Raw genomic sequence first — 19,098 nt, forward strand, 5'->3', positions numbered from 1 at the left:
GAAAAATTCCCTATAAACAGCAATTTCGACACAATTTGTTATATTTATGTTAATGATGCTAGTAAGTGATTTTGAAATGCGCAAGAAAGTGACAACAAGAAAGTGCTATAAATCACTGATTGCCTATATTAGGAATACAGGTAACAAAAACGATGAAATCATCTAGGCCGATATCAATAAGGAAATGAACATGTTGGAGCAAGTTACACGGTGGCTAGAACGTGACCCAGACCCTAGAACGCGAGAAGAACTTCAATATCTCATCGACGAAAAAATGGTTGAAGAGTTAGATGACCGTTTTAAAGCGAGGCTAAAGTTTGGCACTGCGGGATTGCGTGGCGTTGTAGGCTGTGGACCAAACCGAATGAATCGCTTAGTTGTGCAACAAACAGCAACGGGGCTTGGGCATTACTTAGTCGCTAAGGTAAAAAATGCCAATAAACGCGGTGTGATCATCGGCTACGATGGGCGAACAGATTCCAAGCAGTTCGCTCATGATTGCGCTTCAGTGTTGACCGCTTTAGGTATTAAAGTCTACTTAACCTCAAAAGAGACACCAACGCCTGTTGTCGCTTATGGCATTCTTCATTTTAAAGCGGCTGCCGCAATCGTCATTACCGCAAGTCACAACCCTCGCGAATACAATGGATTCAAAGTTTTTTGGGAGAATGGTGCTCAAATCATTCCCCCGCATGATATCGGTATTGCCCATGAAATAGATATAGCCGCTCCAAAACCTATCCCACAGATGTCACTGAATGACGCTGAAAAACACCAGTTATTTGAATGGCTCAGTGAGAGCTATGAAGAGTCATACCAAACCTCTGTTCTCAGCCAAGCACTGTTTACGCCCGATAGCGAGGGTGCCAACGTCACCATTGCCTATACCGCACTTCATGGTGTAGGCGGACCGCTAGCGATCTCTATGCTTAAACGATCAGGATTTAAAAGCGTAATGAGCGTGTCTGAACAGCATGAACCGAACGGTGACTTCCCTGATATTGATTTTCCAAACCCAGAAGAAAAAGGATCAATGGATAGAGTTATCGAACTTGCTGATTCCATTAACGCCGAAATCGCTTGTGCCAATGACCCCGATGCGGATCGATTTTCAGTCGCTGTCCGAAAAAACGAAGGGGAGTACAAGCAGTTAACGGGTGATCAAATTGGTGTGCTATTTGCTGATTACTTAATTAAAAAGTTTTATGCGATTAACGAGGAGCGATTACTTAACCACCCAGCTACGCCTATAGTTGGCAACACCATTGTCTCATCGCGCCTGTTAAAGCAAATGGCACTCACGCGAAATGCCGAGTATTACCAAACCTTAACTGGCTTCAAATGGCTAGCGAATATCGCCATGCACAACCAACACTTTCAATCTGACTTTTTGTTTTCCTATGAAGAGTCAATTGGCTACTGTATTGGCCCAGTCGTTCGAGACAAGGATGGCTTGTCAGCTTTAATCCTATTTGCGCAGTTAACTGCTGAACTAACTCAAGAACAACAAACCATTTGGCAGAAACTTGAATCGATCTACCGCCAGTACGGCTATTACCTAACAGCGCAGCAAAGTGTACAAGTAACGTCAGCACAAACCTCTATATGCAGCAAGCTTCGGTCTAATCCACCAGAACGGATAGCTGGGCTACAAGTTTTGGCTTATGAAGATCTAAAACAGTCGTTACGTTTTATTGTAGGTGGTGCGACAGAGGTGCTTAATCTTCCGTGTACTGATGCCTTAGTGTATTACTTAGAGGAGAATATCCGTGTCATTGTTCGGCCGTCTGGCACAGAGCCAAAATTGAAATGCTACTACGAAGTGATCGAGCCATTACACGATGAAGATAGTTTTGAAGTGATAGAGCGCCAAACTCAACAAACGATGGATAAGCTCATTGATGCTCACCAACTTAGTTTATTGGCACTAGAAGATTAAATGATTAGTTCTTCAGTAAATCCGCTGATTATAGGTCGTTTTATAAACAATTACTCGGCGGCCCATTCAATCTCAATAAGGGTTTTATCACCACACTTAAGCCTTGCTAGGAAGATATCACCCTGATGGACTTCACCAACACCTTTTGGTGTACCCGTCATAATGATGTCGCCATCGGCCAAGCTTGTGTAAGTTTTGATTTCGGCAAGAATAGTGGAAGGGGAATAGATCATCTCACTCACGCTACCGCACTGCACACGCATTGAGTTGATGAAAAGCTCGACCTGAAGCTGATGAATATTAATGTCACGTATAGACACAAAACGGCTAAATACAGCGGAATTGTCAAAGCTTTTGGCGCGCTCCCACGGCAACCCTTTCCCTTTCAGTTCTGACTGCAACGCACGCTTGGTTAAATCAAGGCCAATACCGACTGCATCAATTTGCCCTTTTTTAATCACAAAACAGATTTCAGTTTCATAATGAATAGTCTCAGCGTCTGAAAGCAGTAACCCACCACAGCGGGCTGCACTTGAAAGAAGCTTGCTCGTTACTGCACTGTTGGGTTTATTAAACACTACCATCTCATCGGGAACGGCATTATTTAGCTCATGGATATGCTCAAGATAGTTGCGACCAATACAGATGATTTTACTGGGAATAATTGAGGTGTCATCTATACGTACGCTATTCATTTTGAGTCCTTGCATCGCGAATAATTAAACTGAAAGGTAGTGGTGAGAAAGTCGGAGCGCTGATGATAACGGATTTGTTGGTTATAAAAATGACAATAAAGCCAATTTTAGTGACTTAAATGTAAAACTAAGATCGCCCCCTCAAAGTTATGAAATCTTGTATAAGGCGTTCGTCCATCACGTCTTGATAACAAGCTAGTTTTCTTGCGCGCAATAAAAAACGCCCTCTATAAATAGAGAGCGTTTTGACTACCAGCGTAACATCAAAGTGTTACTGTGTTCTTTCCTTTAAGCGAGAAGCTTATAGGTAAACACGTGCGCCGATAACCCACATGTCGTCAGTTTCAACTTTTGGACCGCCAGAAACAGGCTTGCTGTTTAGGTCAAACTGGTAACCTGTGTAACCTACAACGTTTGAAGTTAGATTGTATTCAACTTGTAAAGCTAGCTCTTCACGAACTGTAGTTGTAGTGCCACCTTTAATTAGCTCACCATCAACCATTTCGTAGTTAATGCTGAAATTTAGGCTATTTGGTAAAGCGTAAGCTGCGATAGCTTCGTACGCATTACTTTCTTCAAGCAGGTAGTTGAAACCAACATTACCATCTGAAGAAGTAGCACTTAGGCTGTTCATTAGTTCATTCGAAGCATAAACACCTGCAACGTATAAACCACTACCGTAAGTACCGTAAGAAGCCGAAACTAGGTGAGAAGTAGCAGTTTCAGTAACGCCACCGTCTTTGATGTCACCAGAGTTATATGCGTAGCCTAGCGTTGCACCCATTAAAGAGTATGAAACTGTCGCTTGAAGACGATCTTTTACATCATAAGCATATTCATTCGCTTGATTAGCTGGAAGTACAGCCGTCTTATCGAAATCACTTTCTAATACTTCACCGCTAGCTTGACCTTGCCATGCTAGACCAAAGTTGATTGCTCCAGCTTCAGCTAAATCAATGCCGTTACGGTAAGAAACCATGTTGTCACCACGACCAGTACCGAAAGCACCGTGGTTATCGTACATGTGGTCACTTGCGAAAGCGATTGGCATATCAGCAACACCAGCTACGTCGTAGTATGGAGCCCACTGCGTACCAGCTACAGCGCGACCGAACTCTTCGTGAGTTACGCCAATGTAACCAAGACGGGTAGTGAACGACTCTTCGCCGCCGTCAAGGAAGTTAAGAGCGTACTCGCCACGTGCATCAGCAGTGAAGCCGTTACCTAGGTCTTGAGTTGCAGTGAAGTTGATACGTGAAGAGTTAGTACCTACATCTGTGTTGCCTGCTTCAGAACCGTTAAGGTTAACAGAAACGTGGCCGCCTACAGCGAAAGTAGTACCGTCGTTGTTGTAAAGTTCAACAGCAACCGCTTGAGCAGCGAATGTAGAAGCAGCAATTGCTACAGCTAGAAATTTTTTATTCATTTTAAAGTCCATATATACGTTTGGTTTGTCCACTGACAACCCGATGATTCACCGGAAGTGGTGTTACACCTTGGTTAACAAGTGCATCGACTGTACCTAGCGAACTCTGAAAAGTTGCATAAAATGATATAAAACAACAAAAACCACTTCTAAATTAATGTAATCATCGTAAAATCATAAACTTACGACTCATGTCGCAATGTAATTAAAAAATGTGAACTGTGTAACAAGTTGATACAACGTTTAATCTACCGATCCAAATCACACTTTTAGATCGTATATATATGAATTTTAATACAAACCCTCGCAACTCATTCATGCAATCCATAGTGCCAAGCCTATCAAATAGGCAAATTCTGCATACTGTTTTATTGTCGTAACTCATTGATAGCTCTAAAGTGTGATCTCACTTCCTACAGAATCTTGCTCAAGCCACCCTAGTCATCCTTCTTTAATTATTAATCCAACCTATGAAACAACTTCCATCAACATTGATCGCATTTTGAACAATAAAATCAATGACATGGAAACGTCATAAATCAGAAATCAAAGCGTCATTTTTCTCTACTAACTTACTCATCATTCAAACACTTCCTTGCACTTTCGCAAGATAGATGATTAAGACGAGCAATATAGCTCTCATATTTATAAAGGTAATATAAGATGAAAAAAGCAGTAATCGCATCAGCAGTTCTTTCTGCACTAGTTTCTGGTTCAGCTCTAGCCGCAACCGTGTACAGCGCAGACGGCACTGAACTTTCAGTTGGTGGCCGCGCTGAGTTCCGTGGTGATTTTTCAGACGCAGTAGAAGGCACAATGGAAGATAAAACACGTGCACGCCTAAACATTAAAGGTTCTACTCAAATTAATGACGGCCTGTCTGCGTTTGGTGTGTGGGAAGGTGAGCAAGCATCTGGTGAGAACACAAAAGGTATCGTAAACCGTTACCTATTCGCTGGTATCGGCACTGACTTTGGTAAGTTCTCTGTTGGTCGCCAAGATATGGCTGCTGTACTTGTTACTGACATGACGGATATTACTGAATTCTCAGGTATTCAACAATACATTGATGCAGGTTCGGATAAACAAGACAGTGTTTTCGCTTACCGCGGCAACTTTGATGCTTTACAAGTAGAAGCAACTTACCAAGCGAGCAATGCAAAAGACGACGACGCATTCTCTATTGCGGGTATGTACTCTCTACCATTGGGCCTAGACCTTGGCCTTGCGTTCTCTTCTGATGATGCCGATGCTGACCAAATCCTAGCAGGTTTAGGTTACACGTTTAACAACCTATACGTTGCCGGTACTTTCTCTACTGGTGATGTAGAAAAAGATGTAGAGTTCACTGCTTACGAATTTTCAGCATCTTACAAAATTACATCTGAATTCTCAGTAGCGGCTAACTACAACTTCGCTGAAGAGAAAATCAAAGGCTTTAATGCAGAAGATAAAGATGACCAATTCGAGATCGCGGCATACTACAAGTTCAACGGTAACTTCCGTACTTACGCAGCATATAAATTTGACCAAATAGAAGGCGCAGACGACGTACTTCGTTTAGGTGCTCGCTACGACTTCTAATCGCTAGCCCGATTATCGAAACCTATTTTAAAGTCCACGCCTAATTAATTGGCCGAGCGTTCACTCGGCCTTTTTTCAGTTCAATAAAGCTAAACCTCTAGTTACAATGCCAATTACACCTGTATAACTGCGCTAATAGCCCTACAATTCACCATGTGTTTATATTTATTTTGATGAAATTTATGTTTCTTTAGCCCGTTCTATTAGATTACACAGGCCAATTGGATGAGAAAATGACCACACCTATAAAAATTACACTGTATCGCTGGGGCGGAAGCTGGGGACCGTTCAAGGTCAACATCCCATGTGGGGAGTGCACCTTAACCAAAGATATCTTACACGATACTTTCGACAATGAGCTGAATGGTATTCCTATTGAACTTGAAGTTAAAGATTGGCTGTCCCATTGGTGGGAACCGTTAAAACTCGGGTCATGGCATGCGCCTATTCTTGTCGTCGAAGGAAAAGTTATCAGCCAAGGCGAAGCGCTTAATCGTGGTGTACTGGTTCAATCGGTGATTAAAGAGTGGGTGAAACATGACACTTTGAAAGGAAACATTGTTTATGGAAAAGCGACCTGCCCGTTCTGCGTAAAAGCCAAACAGCTCTTAGATGATGCAGGGGTTGCATATCAATATCACGATGTCGTGAAAGAGAGTGCAGCGCTCTATCGGATGATTCCCGAAGTCAAAGCCATCATTGGCGAGAAAACGCCTGTTACCGTTCCACAGATATGGCTTGATGGCCAGTATATTGGTGGTGCTGATAATCTTGAAGCATGGCTAAAACAAAATAACCGAAACAATATTCCTGACAATGTTGTGCCAATGGGTACGAATACCTCTTCTGTAGGCTAACGATTGATTAGGTAAAGGTATGTCTATACCTCGACTTCTCTAAGTAAGTAAGACAAAACAAGATTTGAATCATCCATTCAAAGCTGCAATGTGTGATAACCCAAAGGTCATAACTAAAAGCCCCTTTACGATAGCGAGATCATAAAGGGGCGTAGATTTTTAGTCGATGTCGAATCGCTGTCTATTGTTTAGCTACGCTTTGGTTGGCGGTAGGTTTTTTCTGCGATTTGGTAGGTCTCTTTCTGCTTCATACCAAATTGAGCATCAAAGAACCAAGCAACGAACTTAATAAGATCATCACCTTCATTCATTACATGCTCTACAAACTCTTGCTCTTCACCCTGTTCGTTTTCTTCAACTGTTACATGGTAAACACGAGACTCACCATCAACATCAGCTAGAGCAAATTGGCCAGATAGAGAAGCTGCAACTTCCGCTATATCTTTATCTTCGTAAGCTTTCAGTGCTTCCAAAGCTTGAGGTAAGCTTTCCAATTGGCATAGGCTTTTTACTAGCGCTTCAAATTCGTTATGTTGCATCGTTTCACTCACAAAAGGTGGTCTTACCAAAATATGGTCTGCATTGTATAACGTTCAGCACATCAGCTCAATTAAGACCTTGCCAAGGTTCGGTTAGGTGCTAGCAGCACTGGCTTTAAGAGGTTCACCATTCCATGAGTTCTTACAGCTATAAAACAGTACCGTTACTAATATGATTGCAATCATTAAGTAAAAATATCCCAGTTCGCTGTGGTCGGTGACCCAAGACTGAACGAGGTAACCTCCCACCATGCCTGCCAATGCCATTTGAATCGAGCCAGAGAGAGCTGATACTGCACCCGCTTGATGTTTATGCGGAGAAATAAGCAAACGTATTGATAACGGAAACGAGAGACCTTGAGCAACGGTTAACCAAGTAAAGGCCCAAACCACATGGAAAAGAGTCAATGGCATTACAATTAACCATAAACCTGAACATGCGATAATGATGAACGAACACATCAGTAAACGGCTTATCGAGTAGTATCGGGTCAATATATTAAGTGCTACAGAACCAACAAGTAGGCCTGCGGATGGAATAATCATGATCATGCCATATTCAGCAATCGATAAACCGAGTTGGTTTTGGAGAATAAAAGGCAAAATTGATAGCGAGACAACGGCAGCCAAATAGGTGAACCAGTTATAACTCGCACTACTAATAACTTGTGGGTTTATTATCAACTGACCATAGTTTTTTATGATCTTTCGACCATCAAAGCGCTTTTTCTTATAGGGCAGCGTTTCCGGCAACACCTTCCAGCCAATCACAAAAATACTCACTAGATAGATCAATACAAAACTAAATACCGATTGCCAGCCAAAGTGAAACGCGATTGCTCCACCGATCACCGGAGAAACGATAGGTAAGATAGATGCAGTGATGGAAAGGTAAGAGAGTGCTTTTGTAAAATGTGCGCCTTCATAACTATCACGTAATACACTACGCCCTAGAACTGATGCACTTCCTGCACCTAGACCTTGCAATAAACGACCAAACTCTAACCATTCAAATTGATCAGAAAAAAGAAAACAGACGAGTGTGCCTAGTAGATAAATACCTTGGCCGAATAAAAACACGGGTCGACGCCCAATAGCATCAGACATTGGGCCATAAAATAGTTGTGAAACACCAAAGCCGACTAAAAAAAGAGTCACTAGCATCTGCACTTGCGCCTGACTGACCGATAACGATTCACTGATCGCAGGTAACGCTGGCAAGTAAATACTCACCCCTACCTGCCCTGTCGCAATGATCATAATGGCAAGTAGCATCGGGACCTTGTTGAATGAAGGCATTTGATTCAATGGTTGTGTTTTATTCAATTTACTAGGGTCTATTTTATTCATTCAACAATCTTACATTAACAACCATAACTTGATAATTCTTCCATTTGGAAATAGATTACATCCATATTGGAAATTAAAAGGCAGAATATTATGGATTGGATTGAAGGCATAAAAAGTTACATTCAAGTCGTCGAACAAGGCAGTTTTAAAGGCGCAGCAATGAAGCTCAACACCACAAGTTCAGCCATCAGCAAGCGTGTTCATTCAATCGAACAGCGTCTTGGCGTTCAGCTATTACTTCGAACCACCCGTTCAGTGACTCAAACTGAAGCAGGGGCACTTTTCTATCAACGCTCCAAAACTCAATTAGATACCTGGCAATCTATTGTTGATGAAACCCGTAGCATTAATAAAACGCCAGCCGGTTTATTAAAGATAGGCGCAACATTAGCGGTAGGGTCTAAGTTTCTTGTTCAACACTTTGATGAGTTTTTGCAGAAATACCCAGATATTCGAATTCAACTAATAACAACAACACCCGGTCAACTGCCCGAGCTAAGCCTTGATCTATTTATTAGCCGTGAGTTTGAACAGTTGAACTCTCTTAGTTTTATTGCCAAACCACTCTTTACACATCAGGCAGGGTTTTATGCCTCACCAAATTACATTGAAAAGTTTGGTACACCTAAAAATGTAGATGAGCTCACTCGCCACAATGTGCTCACTTGGGGAGAGCAACCTCACAGGGAGATCACAGTTGCGAGAAACAAACGAATTCACGTATGCGGCAACTTTTCTACGACCAACCCTGAAGCTCTGTTCTACGCGGGAAAAAGTGGCATGGGCATTTTGTTAACCAATAACTTTATGATTAAAGAAGAAATAAGTTCAGGCGCTTTAGTTCGTATTCTTCCTGACGTCACTGTAGATGAAGGAACTCTTTTTGCCTACTACCCAAAATTGGATTATCAGCATACTCGTACGGGATTGTTCCTTGACTACCTTAAAGAGAAATTAGAGCTTATTAATAAGCCTTGAGTTTTCGTTAATAGCCTTGGCTTTCAATGCTTAGACCTTTAAACACCTACCATTCAGAGCAAAAACATACGAAATAATTGCAAGAAAAACGCCAACATTTTAGTTCACATTTTTTTTGCTATTTAACATTATGATTCGTCAAAACTTAATAAAAAGTTCACCTTGAACGGCATGGATCTGGTTTGCAAAAAACCGTGATCTCTACCATAGTGTCTAAGTGCATATACTTATTATAAAAAAAGTTAAAAATCACCACAACGTGAGATCTCAATATGGCTATGAGGCTAGAAAACACGGGTGTTATAGGCTTAGACGAAGTTAATGACACCTTACTTATGGAAGGCTCCACCCTACTCGATCATGTCACTCTAAAGTTGCATCAGCAATTTCAGAGCTTCTCAACTTGCATCATCGAATTCGATAAACTGCGCTATCACGCTCAAACTATCTCTTATGCGTGCAATAAAAGCCTACAACCAAGCTTTCACTACGCGCTCAAAAATACTCCCTGCGAGTTTGTTGGTAAAACACAAGCCAGTTATTGTCTATTCATCGAAGATCTTGCTGAGCAGTTTCCCCTAGACAGCTACATCCAAGAAAATCACTTATGTGGTTATATTGGCATCCCATTAAAAAGTCAGACAGGCGAGATCATGGGGATTCTCCTTTCTACTTATGATAAGCCGATCGACGATCCCGGAGAGCTTCTTTTCTATCACAGCTTGCTCGCCAATATTATCGTTCATAGCTTACGAGCAAAATGGTTAGCGCAGCGCTCGGACAGTTTGGTCAATCAACTCAGTTATGAGGTTTCACACGACAATTTAACCGGCCTACGAAATCGCAGTTGCCTAGCTGACAGACTAGAGATCCTGACTCAGTCTTCAACAAATCCATTTACTTTGGCCTACGTCGATATTGATAATTTCAAATCGATTAATGACCTCTACGGTAATTACATTGGTGACCAAGTTTTACGCTTTGTAGCCAAAGTCATCACCGAGGCTATTTCAGAAAATAACCTCGCATTCAGAATTGCAGGTGATGAGTTTGCCTTCATCACGTACGCTTGTGACCCAATCCGTATCTGCCATGAGATTATTCATTCACTCAAACAGGGATATAAAGACCCTTCTCACGATATCAGTGTGTCAGTAGGCATTGGGATGACAAGAACCCAAGAGCAGATACTAACCGCGGAGCAGATGATCCTTAACGCCAGCCTTGCTTTAAAAGATTGTAAGAAGGCGACTGGAACAAAAATCCGATGCTATGACACTCAGCTAAGTGCGGTTTACCATCGTAAAACTCAAGTTATCAATGCCCTAAGAAGTGAACTGGCTAAACCCAAAGACAAGCCAAGTGAAATCTTCGTTGCTGCGCAACCTATCGTCCATAAGCACAATGAGCAATGGCGCTATTTCGAGATCTTAGCTCGTTGGAACAGTGAACACCTAGGAACTATTTCCCCGCTGGAATTTATTGAAGCGGCTGAACAGTCAGGGCTAATTATTGAGCTGGGTGAACGTATAGTACAACTTGCCTGTGAGGCTAAGTTAGAATTAGAAAAAGGCTTTGGTCATAAAGTTAAACTCGGAATAAATTGTTCTGCACATGAACTTAGTGGTTCAGAGCGTTACATACAACACCTTACCAGCACCATCGACAGTTATGGATTTGATCCCCATGATTTTGTCATTGAGCTGACGGAAACAGTACTGATTACGAGGGGGGATGAGGTAAAACAAATATTGGATAGGCTACGAGCATTCGGTTTTACCATTGCACTTGATGATTTTGGAACTGGCTATTCAAGCTTGAACTATCTACACAGCTACCCAATCGATTGTATTAAGATCGACGCTACTTTCATTCGGAACATGCTCAATAATCAAAAGTCAGAGCGAGTGGTGAAACTTATTATTCAACTGGCCGAACAACTTGATGTCGCGCTTGTCGCAGAGGGCGTGGAAACAATTGAAGCATTAGAGAAGCTTTATTCGATGGGGTGTCTTCAAATTCAAGGCTACTACTTCTCTCGGCCAGAAACACCGCGCTCAATAGTGAATAACTACTACGATTCACTTAATAACAAAACTGGAGTCAGAAGCGCATAATATTTAGAGGCTAACATCCTATGAATAGATAGCAATGATTAGGTCGATAGCTACAGTAGAGAAGAAAAAACGACATTGAGATAGTTACTCAATGTCGTTTTTATTGCATGTTTAAATAAAAAGTTGGTGCTTAAATGAAAACTCTACGCTACAGCGCGTTTAACGCCAACTCTGTTACTTGCTCTTTTAATAACGCATCAAGCTCATTTCGTCTTGCTACAAAACCAGCCATCTCTTTCTTCGGTACTGAGTTTGCCATTGGTATATTGGCCGTCATCGCATTCACAGCGCGACCACGAATCATTAGTTCATAGTGAATATGAGGCCCTGTTACTCGACCGGTACTTCCTGATAACCCGATACGTTGGCCACGGCTAACAGTCTGTCCTTTGCGCACCAAAATTTTGCTTAGGTGCAAATAGCGAGTTTTATAAGTGCTACCATGCTGAATAACCACGTATTTACCCGCATATGGGTGGTTACGTGTCATAACAACAACCCCATCACCTGTCGAAACAATAGAGGTGCCCGTTGGGGTCGCCCAGTCCGTTCCATTGTGCGGAGAGACTCTTCCCGTTACTGGATGTAAACGCTTAGGGTTAAAGCTAGAACTTAGACGATAAGAACCATTCACAGGCTTACGCTGAAAGGCTCGTTGTAAACTGTTTCCTTCGTTATCGTAATACTGCCCGTCTCTGTGCAAATAAGCAGAGACTTCACGACCACGGTTATAGATCTTCACGGCTTGAATTTCACGATTTCCAGTAAGTGTATCGTTAACATATTGTCTGGATTGAACAAGCTCAAAACGATCACCTGCTCTTAAATCACGAGAGAAATTAATCTTGTCTTTTAGCAACGAAACGACTTGCTCAATTTCAGCACTGTTTAGACCGGCTCGATTAACTGACTGAGAAAAGCTTCCGTTAATCTCACCAACTAACGGGTGTTCGACCCAAACACCAGGAACTAGAATCTCTTCAAATGTATAGTCACCATCCTCAAGCCGTGTATAAACCACCTGATTAACAACACTGAATTGTAGTTCCATTTTAGCAAGATCAGAGGGCTCTTCCCCTTGCCAAAAGCGCAAGGTATTACCCGGCTTCAATGTATCAAGTGCAAGATAGTTTAAATCCGTCTCCATAATGCGCATCATGTCTTGATAGCGAAATCCAAGCTGAGTAAAGATCGAGCTTAAGTTATCACCAGATTGAATGACGTATTCGAAATCAGGCATATCAATACGGGTGGCACTACTGTCAGTAGCGCCATCAAAAAAGTCACTGACCGCTTGAGAGCTAGACAAAGAGAGTTCAACCGATCTTTGTAGAGAACGCGGACTCATAGAAGATAAGAGAATAATAGCGACGACAGGTAAGCTGATAGCAAACATTTTTTTGCGCTTAGAGAGCGCAGAGTATCGGCTTACAATAGAATTTGAACTCACGAGGTATTCCACTTTAAATGATGAATCTGGCGAATAGATTAAGGGTTTCTTTGCAAAATGTCATCTGAGGAAAGCAAATGCCCTGCAAAACTGTGTCATTCACAGGTTAGTGTAATTACTTAGCCATGAGAGTAAGCACTTACATAACAATTACACAAAGACCAAGTCACATTTATGTAAAATTGCCCCAGAATGTAAAGCTGTCCCATTTTGTAAATGACACACAAAAAGGCTTAACCTATTCGCTGATAACCCTATTGGGAAGCATCAGAGCCTTGAGATAACACTTGCTCTATAATAAATTTCTCACTAACTCTAAATAGCTGTGTTTGCTCAACCGTAGCTGGTTTCGCCATAGCTTCACCTACGTTACGAGTACGAAAAGTGATGGAAATCTGCTTTTCAGCGCTACTCATATCATCAGAAATCTCACCATTAGTGTTCGACTTATCTTCACGAGATGCACTGTCTTCATTAACGGCAGGCTCTTCACTAATCGGGCTTTCAACGGTTTGCTCGTTTATAGCAAGAGTATCAATTCGAATGCGATCGCCTAAGAACTCATAATCGGCCAGAATCATACGATCTCTCATTGCGTCATATCGATACAATGCCAAATAATAAAACACGCCAGTCCCTTGATTTGATACAGCAAGTGATGAGACGAATACGGTTTCGTTATCGATTTCCATTGGGGTAATCAAGTTTGTGTCAATGGAAACCCCTCCTCGCTCCGAACCTGAGTCATATTGGCCAACAGCCAGTGCACGCTTCTCATCAACAAAGCTAATAAAGGCGAACGCATCATTCTCTGGAACATCAATCGTTAACGGGTTACTGGAGTCAATATTAAATAACTGCCCAACAATAGGATTGAGGGGAGCATGCTGAGGAAATTTACTTAAAATATCCTCATCATTTAAGCTAAATCGATAGATTCCTGCAATCACTACAGCGACTAGCAGTACGATTGGAATCAATAAAATAAGTGGTATTGGTAAAATGCGCTTTTTCATAACCCGTGAACTCTAAATACTAAACTCGATAAACCTATTTCTAGACAGATCTCTCTATATAAACATAGGGGAGAGGAGCAGAACTTTGTCGTATTCTATACTCAAGGAGAAGCTATCACAATTTCTGTGATCTAGAAGTAGATTAAGGTAATAGCATGGTAAGTAAATCGTCAATTCATATGGCGGATTGCAGCTGCGGTCTTGTTAACTTGGTATGTCGTGGAGAACCCGTCCGCTCTGCCATATGTCACTGCTTTGAATGTCAAAAGCGAACCGGTAGTGTATTTGGTGTTCAGGTTCGGTTCTTGACTGATCAAGTCTCCTACAATGGAGAATTAACTCAATATTCGCGCATTGCGGACTCTGGCAATCAAGTCACCTACCATTTTTGTCCTCGTTGTAGCACAACTATGCTCATCAAACTCAGTGCCTCACCTGATTCGGTTGTGGTTCCTATCGGTATATTTTCCGATCATGAGTTTCCTCCCCCAAGCTTTTCTATTTATGAACAGAGAAAACATGGTTGGGTAAAATTTGACAGCCAAATAGAGCCCCTTGATTAGCCCCAAACTGTAGAGGTTAAACAGATACGGAACTCTATGCATTGCAATAAGAACACCTAACAATCGAGAATTACAAGCATCACAAAACACCAACATCATTCACATCAGCGACACATTATTCGTGCATTATTTGCACACGCAGACTTTGGTGTTGAATATTTAACGACAATTAATGAATAATCTTGCAATGAGTGTTCATTGTGGATATTCTTATCACCAATAGATAAACATGGATGTTTAGACATTTTTCGCCACGGATATGGGCAAAATTTGACTAGTAGTAGCACGAGTACAAAAATGCAGAATCAATCTCAATCAATCGAAACGCCGAAGAACAAAGGCAACTTCTGGATGTTTTTCATCCCATCCCTGATCGGTCTATTCCTATTCATGGCTCCGATTAGCTATGACGGCGGCCTAACTATTCCTGTTGCTGTCTTAGCCAAATCTATTCAAGCAATCTTTGGAGAGTCACTGGTCTCAATTATAGTTGCGATCATTGCATTTATGTCCATCGCTTCGGTTATCTATAAGGTTTACCAACCAGCAATCATTAAGAGTAACCCTTTTCTACACGGCTTATTTAGCCCATCACCACTGTGGTTAGCAGTAAGAGTTATTGGTGGTATCGCAGTAACGCTAACTTTCTTCCAAATTGGCCCTATGGCTATTTGGGAAGAAAATACTGGTGGATTGGTTTTAGAAGGGCTACTGCCTTCCCTATTTTCTGTCTTTATTTTTGCAGGCCTACTATTACCTTTACTGCTAAATTTCGGCTTGCTAGAACTATTTGGCACGCTGCTTAGTAAAGTAATGCGTCCTGTATTCAACCTTCCTGGCCGTAGTGCAATTGACTGTATGACATCATGGCTTGGTGATGGTAGCGTTGGTATTTTGCTAACAAGTAAGCAGTACGAAAACAAATTTTATACGCAACGTGAAGCGGCTGTTGTGGGAACAACATTCTCAGCGGTATCCATCACGTTCAGCCTTGTTATCATCGCTCAAGTAGAACTAGAACACCTATTCTTGCCATTTTATGGCGCAGTCTGTTTAGCTGGCCTAGTTGGGGCGATTATTATTCCAAGACTGCCACCTCTTAGCCGTAAAAAAGATACTTTTATTGATGGCACAACTCGCGATGAAGATGCAGATGTGATTCCTGAAGGCCACACCACTCTGTCTTGGGGCCTTGAGCAAGCACGTAACAAAGCGGGCCAAGTAACATCTTTGAAGTCAGTATTTGGTGACGGCGTTAAAAACGCAATTGATATGGTGTTTGGTGTGCTTCCGGTTGTTATGGGCTTAGGTACAATCGCACTAGTTATTGCTGAATATACGTCAGTATTTACAATTTTGGGCATGCCGTTCATCCCATTCCTTGAACTGCTGGGCATTCCTGAAGCAGTACAAGCTTCGGAAACGATTGTAGTTGGCTTTGCTGATATGTTTATCCCTGCCATTTTAGCGGCTTCTATCGATAACGAGATGACACGCTTTGTAATAGCAGCAATGTCAGTGACACAGCTTATCTACATGTCAGAAGTTGGTGCATTACTTCTAGGTAGCCGCATTCCAGTGAATATCTTAGAGCTGTTCGTAATCTTTATCTTACGTACGCTCATCACACTACCTGTCATTGCCGGTGTTGCTCACCTTATTTTCTAAGGTTTTTCAGCAAAAAAGTCTCGCTTTTACAAAAAGATATAGCTACAAAGCCTCGCATAGCGGGGCTTTTTTATGACGCTCACACTCAACGAATACGTACTTAGGTGCTTAATAAAACAAATCACTATTAAGCAATTGATTACTAATTGATGTAAAGCCTCAAAGCTTCCCTTATACTTACATTTAAACCCCCAACTTAATTCCGTTCTAATACAAGATTCGAATTAAGCTCACCCTGTTTTGAGGTTTGTCGAATGAAATGGATATTCGCGATATTGCTTTTTTTAAGCTTCTCTTCTCAAGCGACCCCTCTTGTGGTCCGTTTAGCCGATGATACGACTGTCACTTTGTCGTTTGAACAAATTAGCCAAGAGATTCCCGCCAGCTCTTTTACTACAAAGCTTCCTTGGTACAAAGAAGCAAAGTCGTATACAGGTGTCCGTATCACCGACTTAGCAAACTACATCGACAAACAAACGGATTCGATTGAGTCAGTCTCATTTATCGCATTAAACGACTACGCGGCAAATACTAATATTAAAGATATTTTGGAATACGACCCTATCATTGCCTACATGATGGATGAAAAAAAAATGAAGATACGAAATAAAGGGCCGTATTGGCTGGTCTTTAATGTCGATAAGTACCCTGAAATCGATAACGATGTCTTTTACACTCAGATGGTTTGGCAAATTGACGAAGTTATCATTCACTCGAAACCGCAGTGAATTCGCACTTAAAGAATGAAAAACTGATAACGTATGAAGACTTTTTTATCTAAATCCAAAACACTATTGATCGTTCTCTCGGTCATCTTGATCGTGGCCAATTTTTATTTTCTGGCCTCAACTCGCGATTTAACCAAGTCTTATACTAACCAACAGAATCAAGCAACGTGGTTCTTGTTTCAGCTAACAAAAGAATTTTCCGAACTCAAAGCAATAACGCCTTATATGCTTGATGGGGATAAGGAATATAAACAGACATGGCTTAAGTATGAACTGGCTTGGAGTCGATTTGATATTCTGTTATACAATCAAGAATCTCATGGATTTATGTCTTTAGCTGGCGCTCAAGAGTTTTTTGAAGAGCTATTCATTCGATTCCAATCTCTTGAAAAAAAATACAATCAAGTCAACAACCCTAATCGCTTAGAAGCACTCAGCGGAGAACTCGACGTTCTTTATGCAGAAATGATCGCCTTCATTAACGAGAACTATCGACTAAAAAACCCTGTCCACAAAAAGCGCATCGAGCAAGCCCAGCAGCTTACTTACATTCAGTACTTATTGTTTTTATTACTCTTTAGCTGCATCGCTTTAGTAAGCTACATTTTCTATCAAGAATCCAAACATCATAAACAGCTGGCGTATACAGATACTCTCACAGGCATTTCAAATCGGTTTTCACTGTTTGAAGCGTTGGATAACTATAAAAAGGACTCGCCATTCACCCTATTTTTACTCGATCTCAATGGCTTTAAATCTGTTAATGACAATTTTGGACACCAAGCTGGTGACGAAGCCCTTTCTCAAATAGCATGGCGTCTCAATACAATGATTCCGATTGAGAACTACAATATCTATCGAATGGGAGGTGATGAGTTCGCACTAATATTGAATTCCAATGATGAACAAGAAATCCTTAACATGACAGGCCATATAGATGCGTGTTTTGAAGAGGCTATCCACCTTGATGGTGGCTACAACATTCGTCTTGGTAGCAGTATTGGTATGAGCCGTTACCCCAACGATTCCATCGAGATTAATCAACTCATCTCAATTGCTGATCATAATATGTATCGAATGAAGTTCGCGGATAAAAAGCCCTCCCCCTAGATGATTAGCTCGAGAGCAGGCTATACAAATAAACCCAAGCTTTTAAGGCTTGGGTTTATTTTCATAAAAGTTAAGTCTAGTTCGTGAAGTTAACAACTCCCACGCCCTGATCAAATACAACATCGGCATATTTGGGATCTGGAAAAGCGACCGTTGGATCCATTGGGATTATGATCGTTGGGTCGTACTCTATGGAGTCATCGCTTTCACCATCACAAGCAAACGCAACCATATAATCACCCTCGACCAAGAAACCAAACTGGTAGCTACCGTCTTCCTCTACTTGAACAGAAGCAACTGGCGCTATACTGCCATCTGGAATCGCAGGGTCTCCTGTAAACTCTTCATCATCAGGATCAATGAGGTCAATTAACTGCGTAGAATCTAAACCATTCCCTTCATAAAGATAAACCATTGAAGCATCATCACCATCGCAAGTCCCTTCGTCGAAGAGGTTAGTATCAACCGTTCCACTTATTGTCACTGAGTTCGCATTTGAGACAATACTCACTCCATGCGGCTTCAATATATAGCCGTTGTTATTACCTTGATTACCTCTCATCACAAGCGACATGCGCAAATCAAACTCTATGGTAAAGCTCTGAACGCTTTCACTGCTGACTTCAAACGATCCTAATTTCAGCTTATTACTTGGCTGTTTTAGCGATTTTGGATCGCCATTGGAAATTTCAAGTACATAATTAACGTTATCTTCATCGCTAACATGTAAGATTAAGTTTTCATACACACCCACAGCTATAGGTTCATCAGAGACAATCAAGAGAGCATCTGTTCCTTGATAATCAAGCAAGTTCACTTGAACATAATCGTTTTGCCCATCACTAACATCGATGAATATCGACGTTTCATCGTCGACGACTAATTCAACCTGATCAAAGGAAATCATTACTTCTTGAGCTGTATCTACCGGGGCGTCAGAAACTGAAAACGAAACACGGGATGAATTGGTCGAAGTCGATGAGCCGCCACTACCGCCACCACATGAGACTATAAATAGAGACACAATGAAGTAAACAACAAGACGATAATTACACATACCACACACCGATTATTCGCA

Annotated in this window: 16 protein-coding genes; 9 read left to right on the top strand and 7 right to left on the bottom strand. The window is 41.5% G+C overall.

What is annotated here, in order from left to right; genetic code table 11:
- The first annotated feature begins 190 nt into the window (after positions 1-190).
- Positions 191-1,939: a phospho-sugar mutase gene (locus L4D20_RS17815; protein WP_428802935.1), complete on the top strand. Its 1,749-nt coding sequence runs from the start codon at positions 191-193 to the stop codon at positions 1,937-1,939.
- Positions 1,940-1,989: 50 nt separating this feature from the next.
- Here the strand turns inward: L4D20_RS17815 and L4D20_RS17820 are convergent, their stop codons facing one another.
- Positions 1,990-2,634: a fumarylacetoacetate hydrolase family protein gene (locus L4D20_RS17820; protein WP_428802936.1), complete on the bottom strand. Its 645-nt coding sequence runs from the start codon at positions 2,632-2,634 to the stop codon at positions 1,990-1,992.
- A 301-nt stretch (positions 2,635-2,935) separates the two neighbouring features.
- Positions 2,936-4,060 carry a porin gene (locus L4D20_RS17825; protein ID WP_428802937.1) on the bottom strand — a complete coding sequence of 375 codons (1,125 nt, stop codon included), beginning with the start codon at positions 4,058-4,060 and terminating at the stop codon, positions 2,936-2,938.
- A gap of 663 nt (positions 4,061-4,723) precedes the next feature.
- Here L4D20_RS17825 and L4D20_RS17830 point away from each other — a divergent pair.
- Together L4D20_RS17830 and L4D20_RS17835 are read left to right on the top strand one after the other, a co-directional pair.
- Positions 4,724-5,644, top strand: a complete 921-nt coding sequence (locus tag L4D20_RS17830; RefSeq protein WP_428802938.1) for a porin — start codon at positions 4,724-4,726, stop codon at positions 5,642-5,644.
- 233 nt (positions 5,645-5,877) lie between these two features.
- Positions 5,878-6,501: a glutaredoxin domain-containing protein gene (locus L4D20_RS17835; RefSeq protein ID WP_428802939.1), complete on the top strand. Its 624-nt coding sequence runs from the start codon at positions 5,878-5,880 to the stop codon at positions 6,499-6,501.
- A 188-nt stretch (positions 6,502-6,689) separates the two neighbouring features.
- Here L4D20_RS17835 and L4D20_RS17840 read toward each other — a convergent pair whose 3' ends face one another.
- Both L4D20_RS17840 and L4D20_RS17845 read right to left on the bottom strand, forming a co-directional pair.
- The gene (locus tag L4D20_RS17840; protein WP_428802940.1) at positions 6,690-7,040 is read right to left on the bottom strand and encodes a hypothetical protein; all 351 of its coding nucleotides are present in this window, start codon (positions 7,038-7,040) and stop codon (positions 6,690-6,692) included.
- A 93-nt stretch (positions 7,041-7,133) separates the two neighbouring features.
- Positions 7,134-8,390, bottom strand: coding sequence for a multidrug effflux MFS transporter (locus tag L4D20_RS17845; protein WP_428802941.1), 1,257 nt, complete (start codon positions 8,388-8,390; stop codon positions 7,134-7,136).
- 90 nt (positions 8,391-8,480) lie between these two features.
- On the opposite strand from L4D20_RS17845, the gene L4D20_RS17850 reads away from it, so the two are divergent.
- Together L4D20_RS17850 and L4D20_RS17855 are read left to right on the top strand one after the other, a co-directional pair.
- Positions 8,481-9,368, top strand: a complete 888-nt coding sequence (locus L4D20_RS17850; protein ID WP_428802942.1) for a LysR family transcriptional regulator — start codon at positions 8,481-8,483, stop codon at positions 9,366-9,368.
- Between the two features lie 272 nt (positions 9,369-9,640).
- Positions 9,641-11,485, top strand: coding sequence for a putative bifunctional diguanylate cyclase/phosphodiesterase (locus L4D20_RS17855; RefSeq protein WP_428802943.1), 1,845 nt, complete (start codon positions 9,641-9,643; stop codon positions 11,483-11,485).
- Between the two features lie 148 nt (positions 11,486-11,633).
- On the opposite strand, the gene shyA is transcribed toward L4D20_RS17855, so the two are convergent.
- Positions 11,634-12,935: a peptidoglycan DD-endopeptidase ShyA gene (gene shyA / locus L4D20_RS17860; RefSeq protein ID WP_489686422.1), complete on the bottom strand. Its 1,302-nt coding sequence runs from the start codon at positions 12,933-12,935 to the stop codon at positions 11,634-11,636.
- Between the two features lie 254 nt (positions 12,936-13,189).
- Complete coding sequence (locus L4D20_RS17865) at positions 13,190-13,951, bottom strand: hypothetical protein (RefSeq protein ID WP_428802944.1); 762 nt, start codon at positions 13,949-13,951, stop codon at positions 13,190-13,192.
- Between the two features lie 155 nt (positions 13,952-14,106).
- Here L4D20_RS17865 and L4D20_RS17870 point away from each other — a divergent pair, with 155 nt between their 5' ends.
- The 4 genes from L4D20_RS17870 (at position 14,107) to L4D20_RS17885 (ending at position 18,020) form a co-directional block, all read left to right on the top strand.
- Positions 14,107-14,514: a GFA family protein gene (locus tag L4D20_RS17870; RefSeq protein ID WP_428802945.1), complete on the top strand. Its 408-nt coding sequence runs from the start codon at positions 14,107-14,109 to the stop codon at positions 14,512-14,514.
- Positions 14,515-14,811: 297 nt separating this feature from the next.
- Positions 14,812-16,182, top strand: coding sequence for a YjiH family protein (locus L4D20_RS17875; protein ID WP_428802946.1), 1,371 nt, complete (start codon positions 14,812-14,814; stop codon positions 16,180-16,182).
- A 254-nt stretch (positions 16,183-16,436) separates the two neighbouring features.
- On the top strand, positions 16,437-16,910 hold the full coding sequence (locus tag L4D20_RS17880; protein WP_428802947.1) for a putative pterin-binding protein: 474 nt from the start codon (positions 16,437-16,439) through the stop codon (positions 16,908-16,910).
- Positions 16,911-16,943: 33 nt separating this feature from the next.
- Entirely contained in the window at positions 16,944-18,020 is a 1,077-nt protein-coding gene (locus L4D20_RS17885) for a GGDEF domain-containing protein (RefSeq protein ID WP_428802948.1), read from the top strand.
- 76 nt (positions 18,021-18,096) lie between these two features.
- On the opposite strand, the gene L4D20_RS17890 is transcribed toward L4D20_RS17885, so the two are convergent.
- Positions 18,097-19,077 (bottom strand): DUF4382 domain-containing protein, encoded by a 981-nt coding sequence (locus tag L4D20_RS17890; RefSeq protein ID WP_428802949.1) that lies wholly within the window; start codon positions 19,075-19,077, stop codon positions 18,097-18,099.
- Between the last annotated feature and the right edge of the window lie 21 nt (positions 19,078-19,098).

This window comes from Vibrio kyushuensis (assembly GCF_050337325.1).
Taxonomy (GTDB): domain Bacteria; phylum Pseudomonadota; class Gammaproteobacteria; order Enterobacterales; family Vibrionaceae; genus Vibrio; species Vibrio kyushuensis.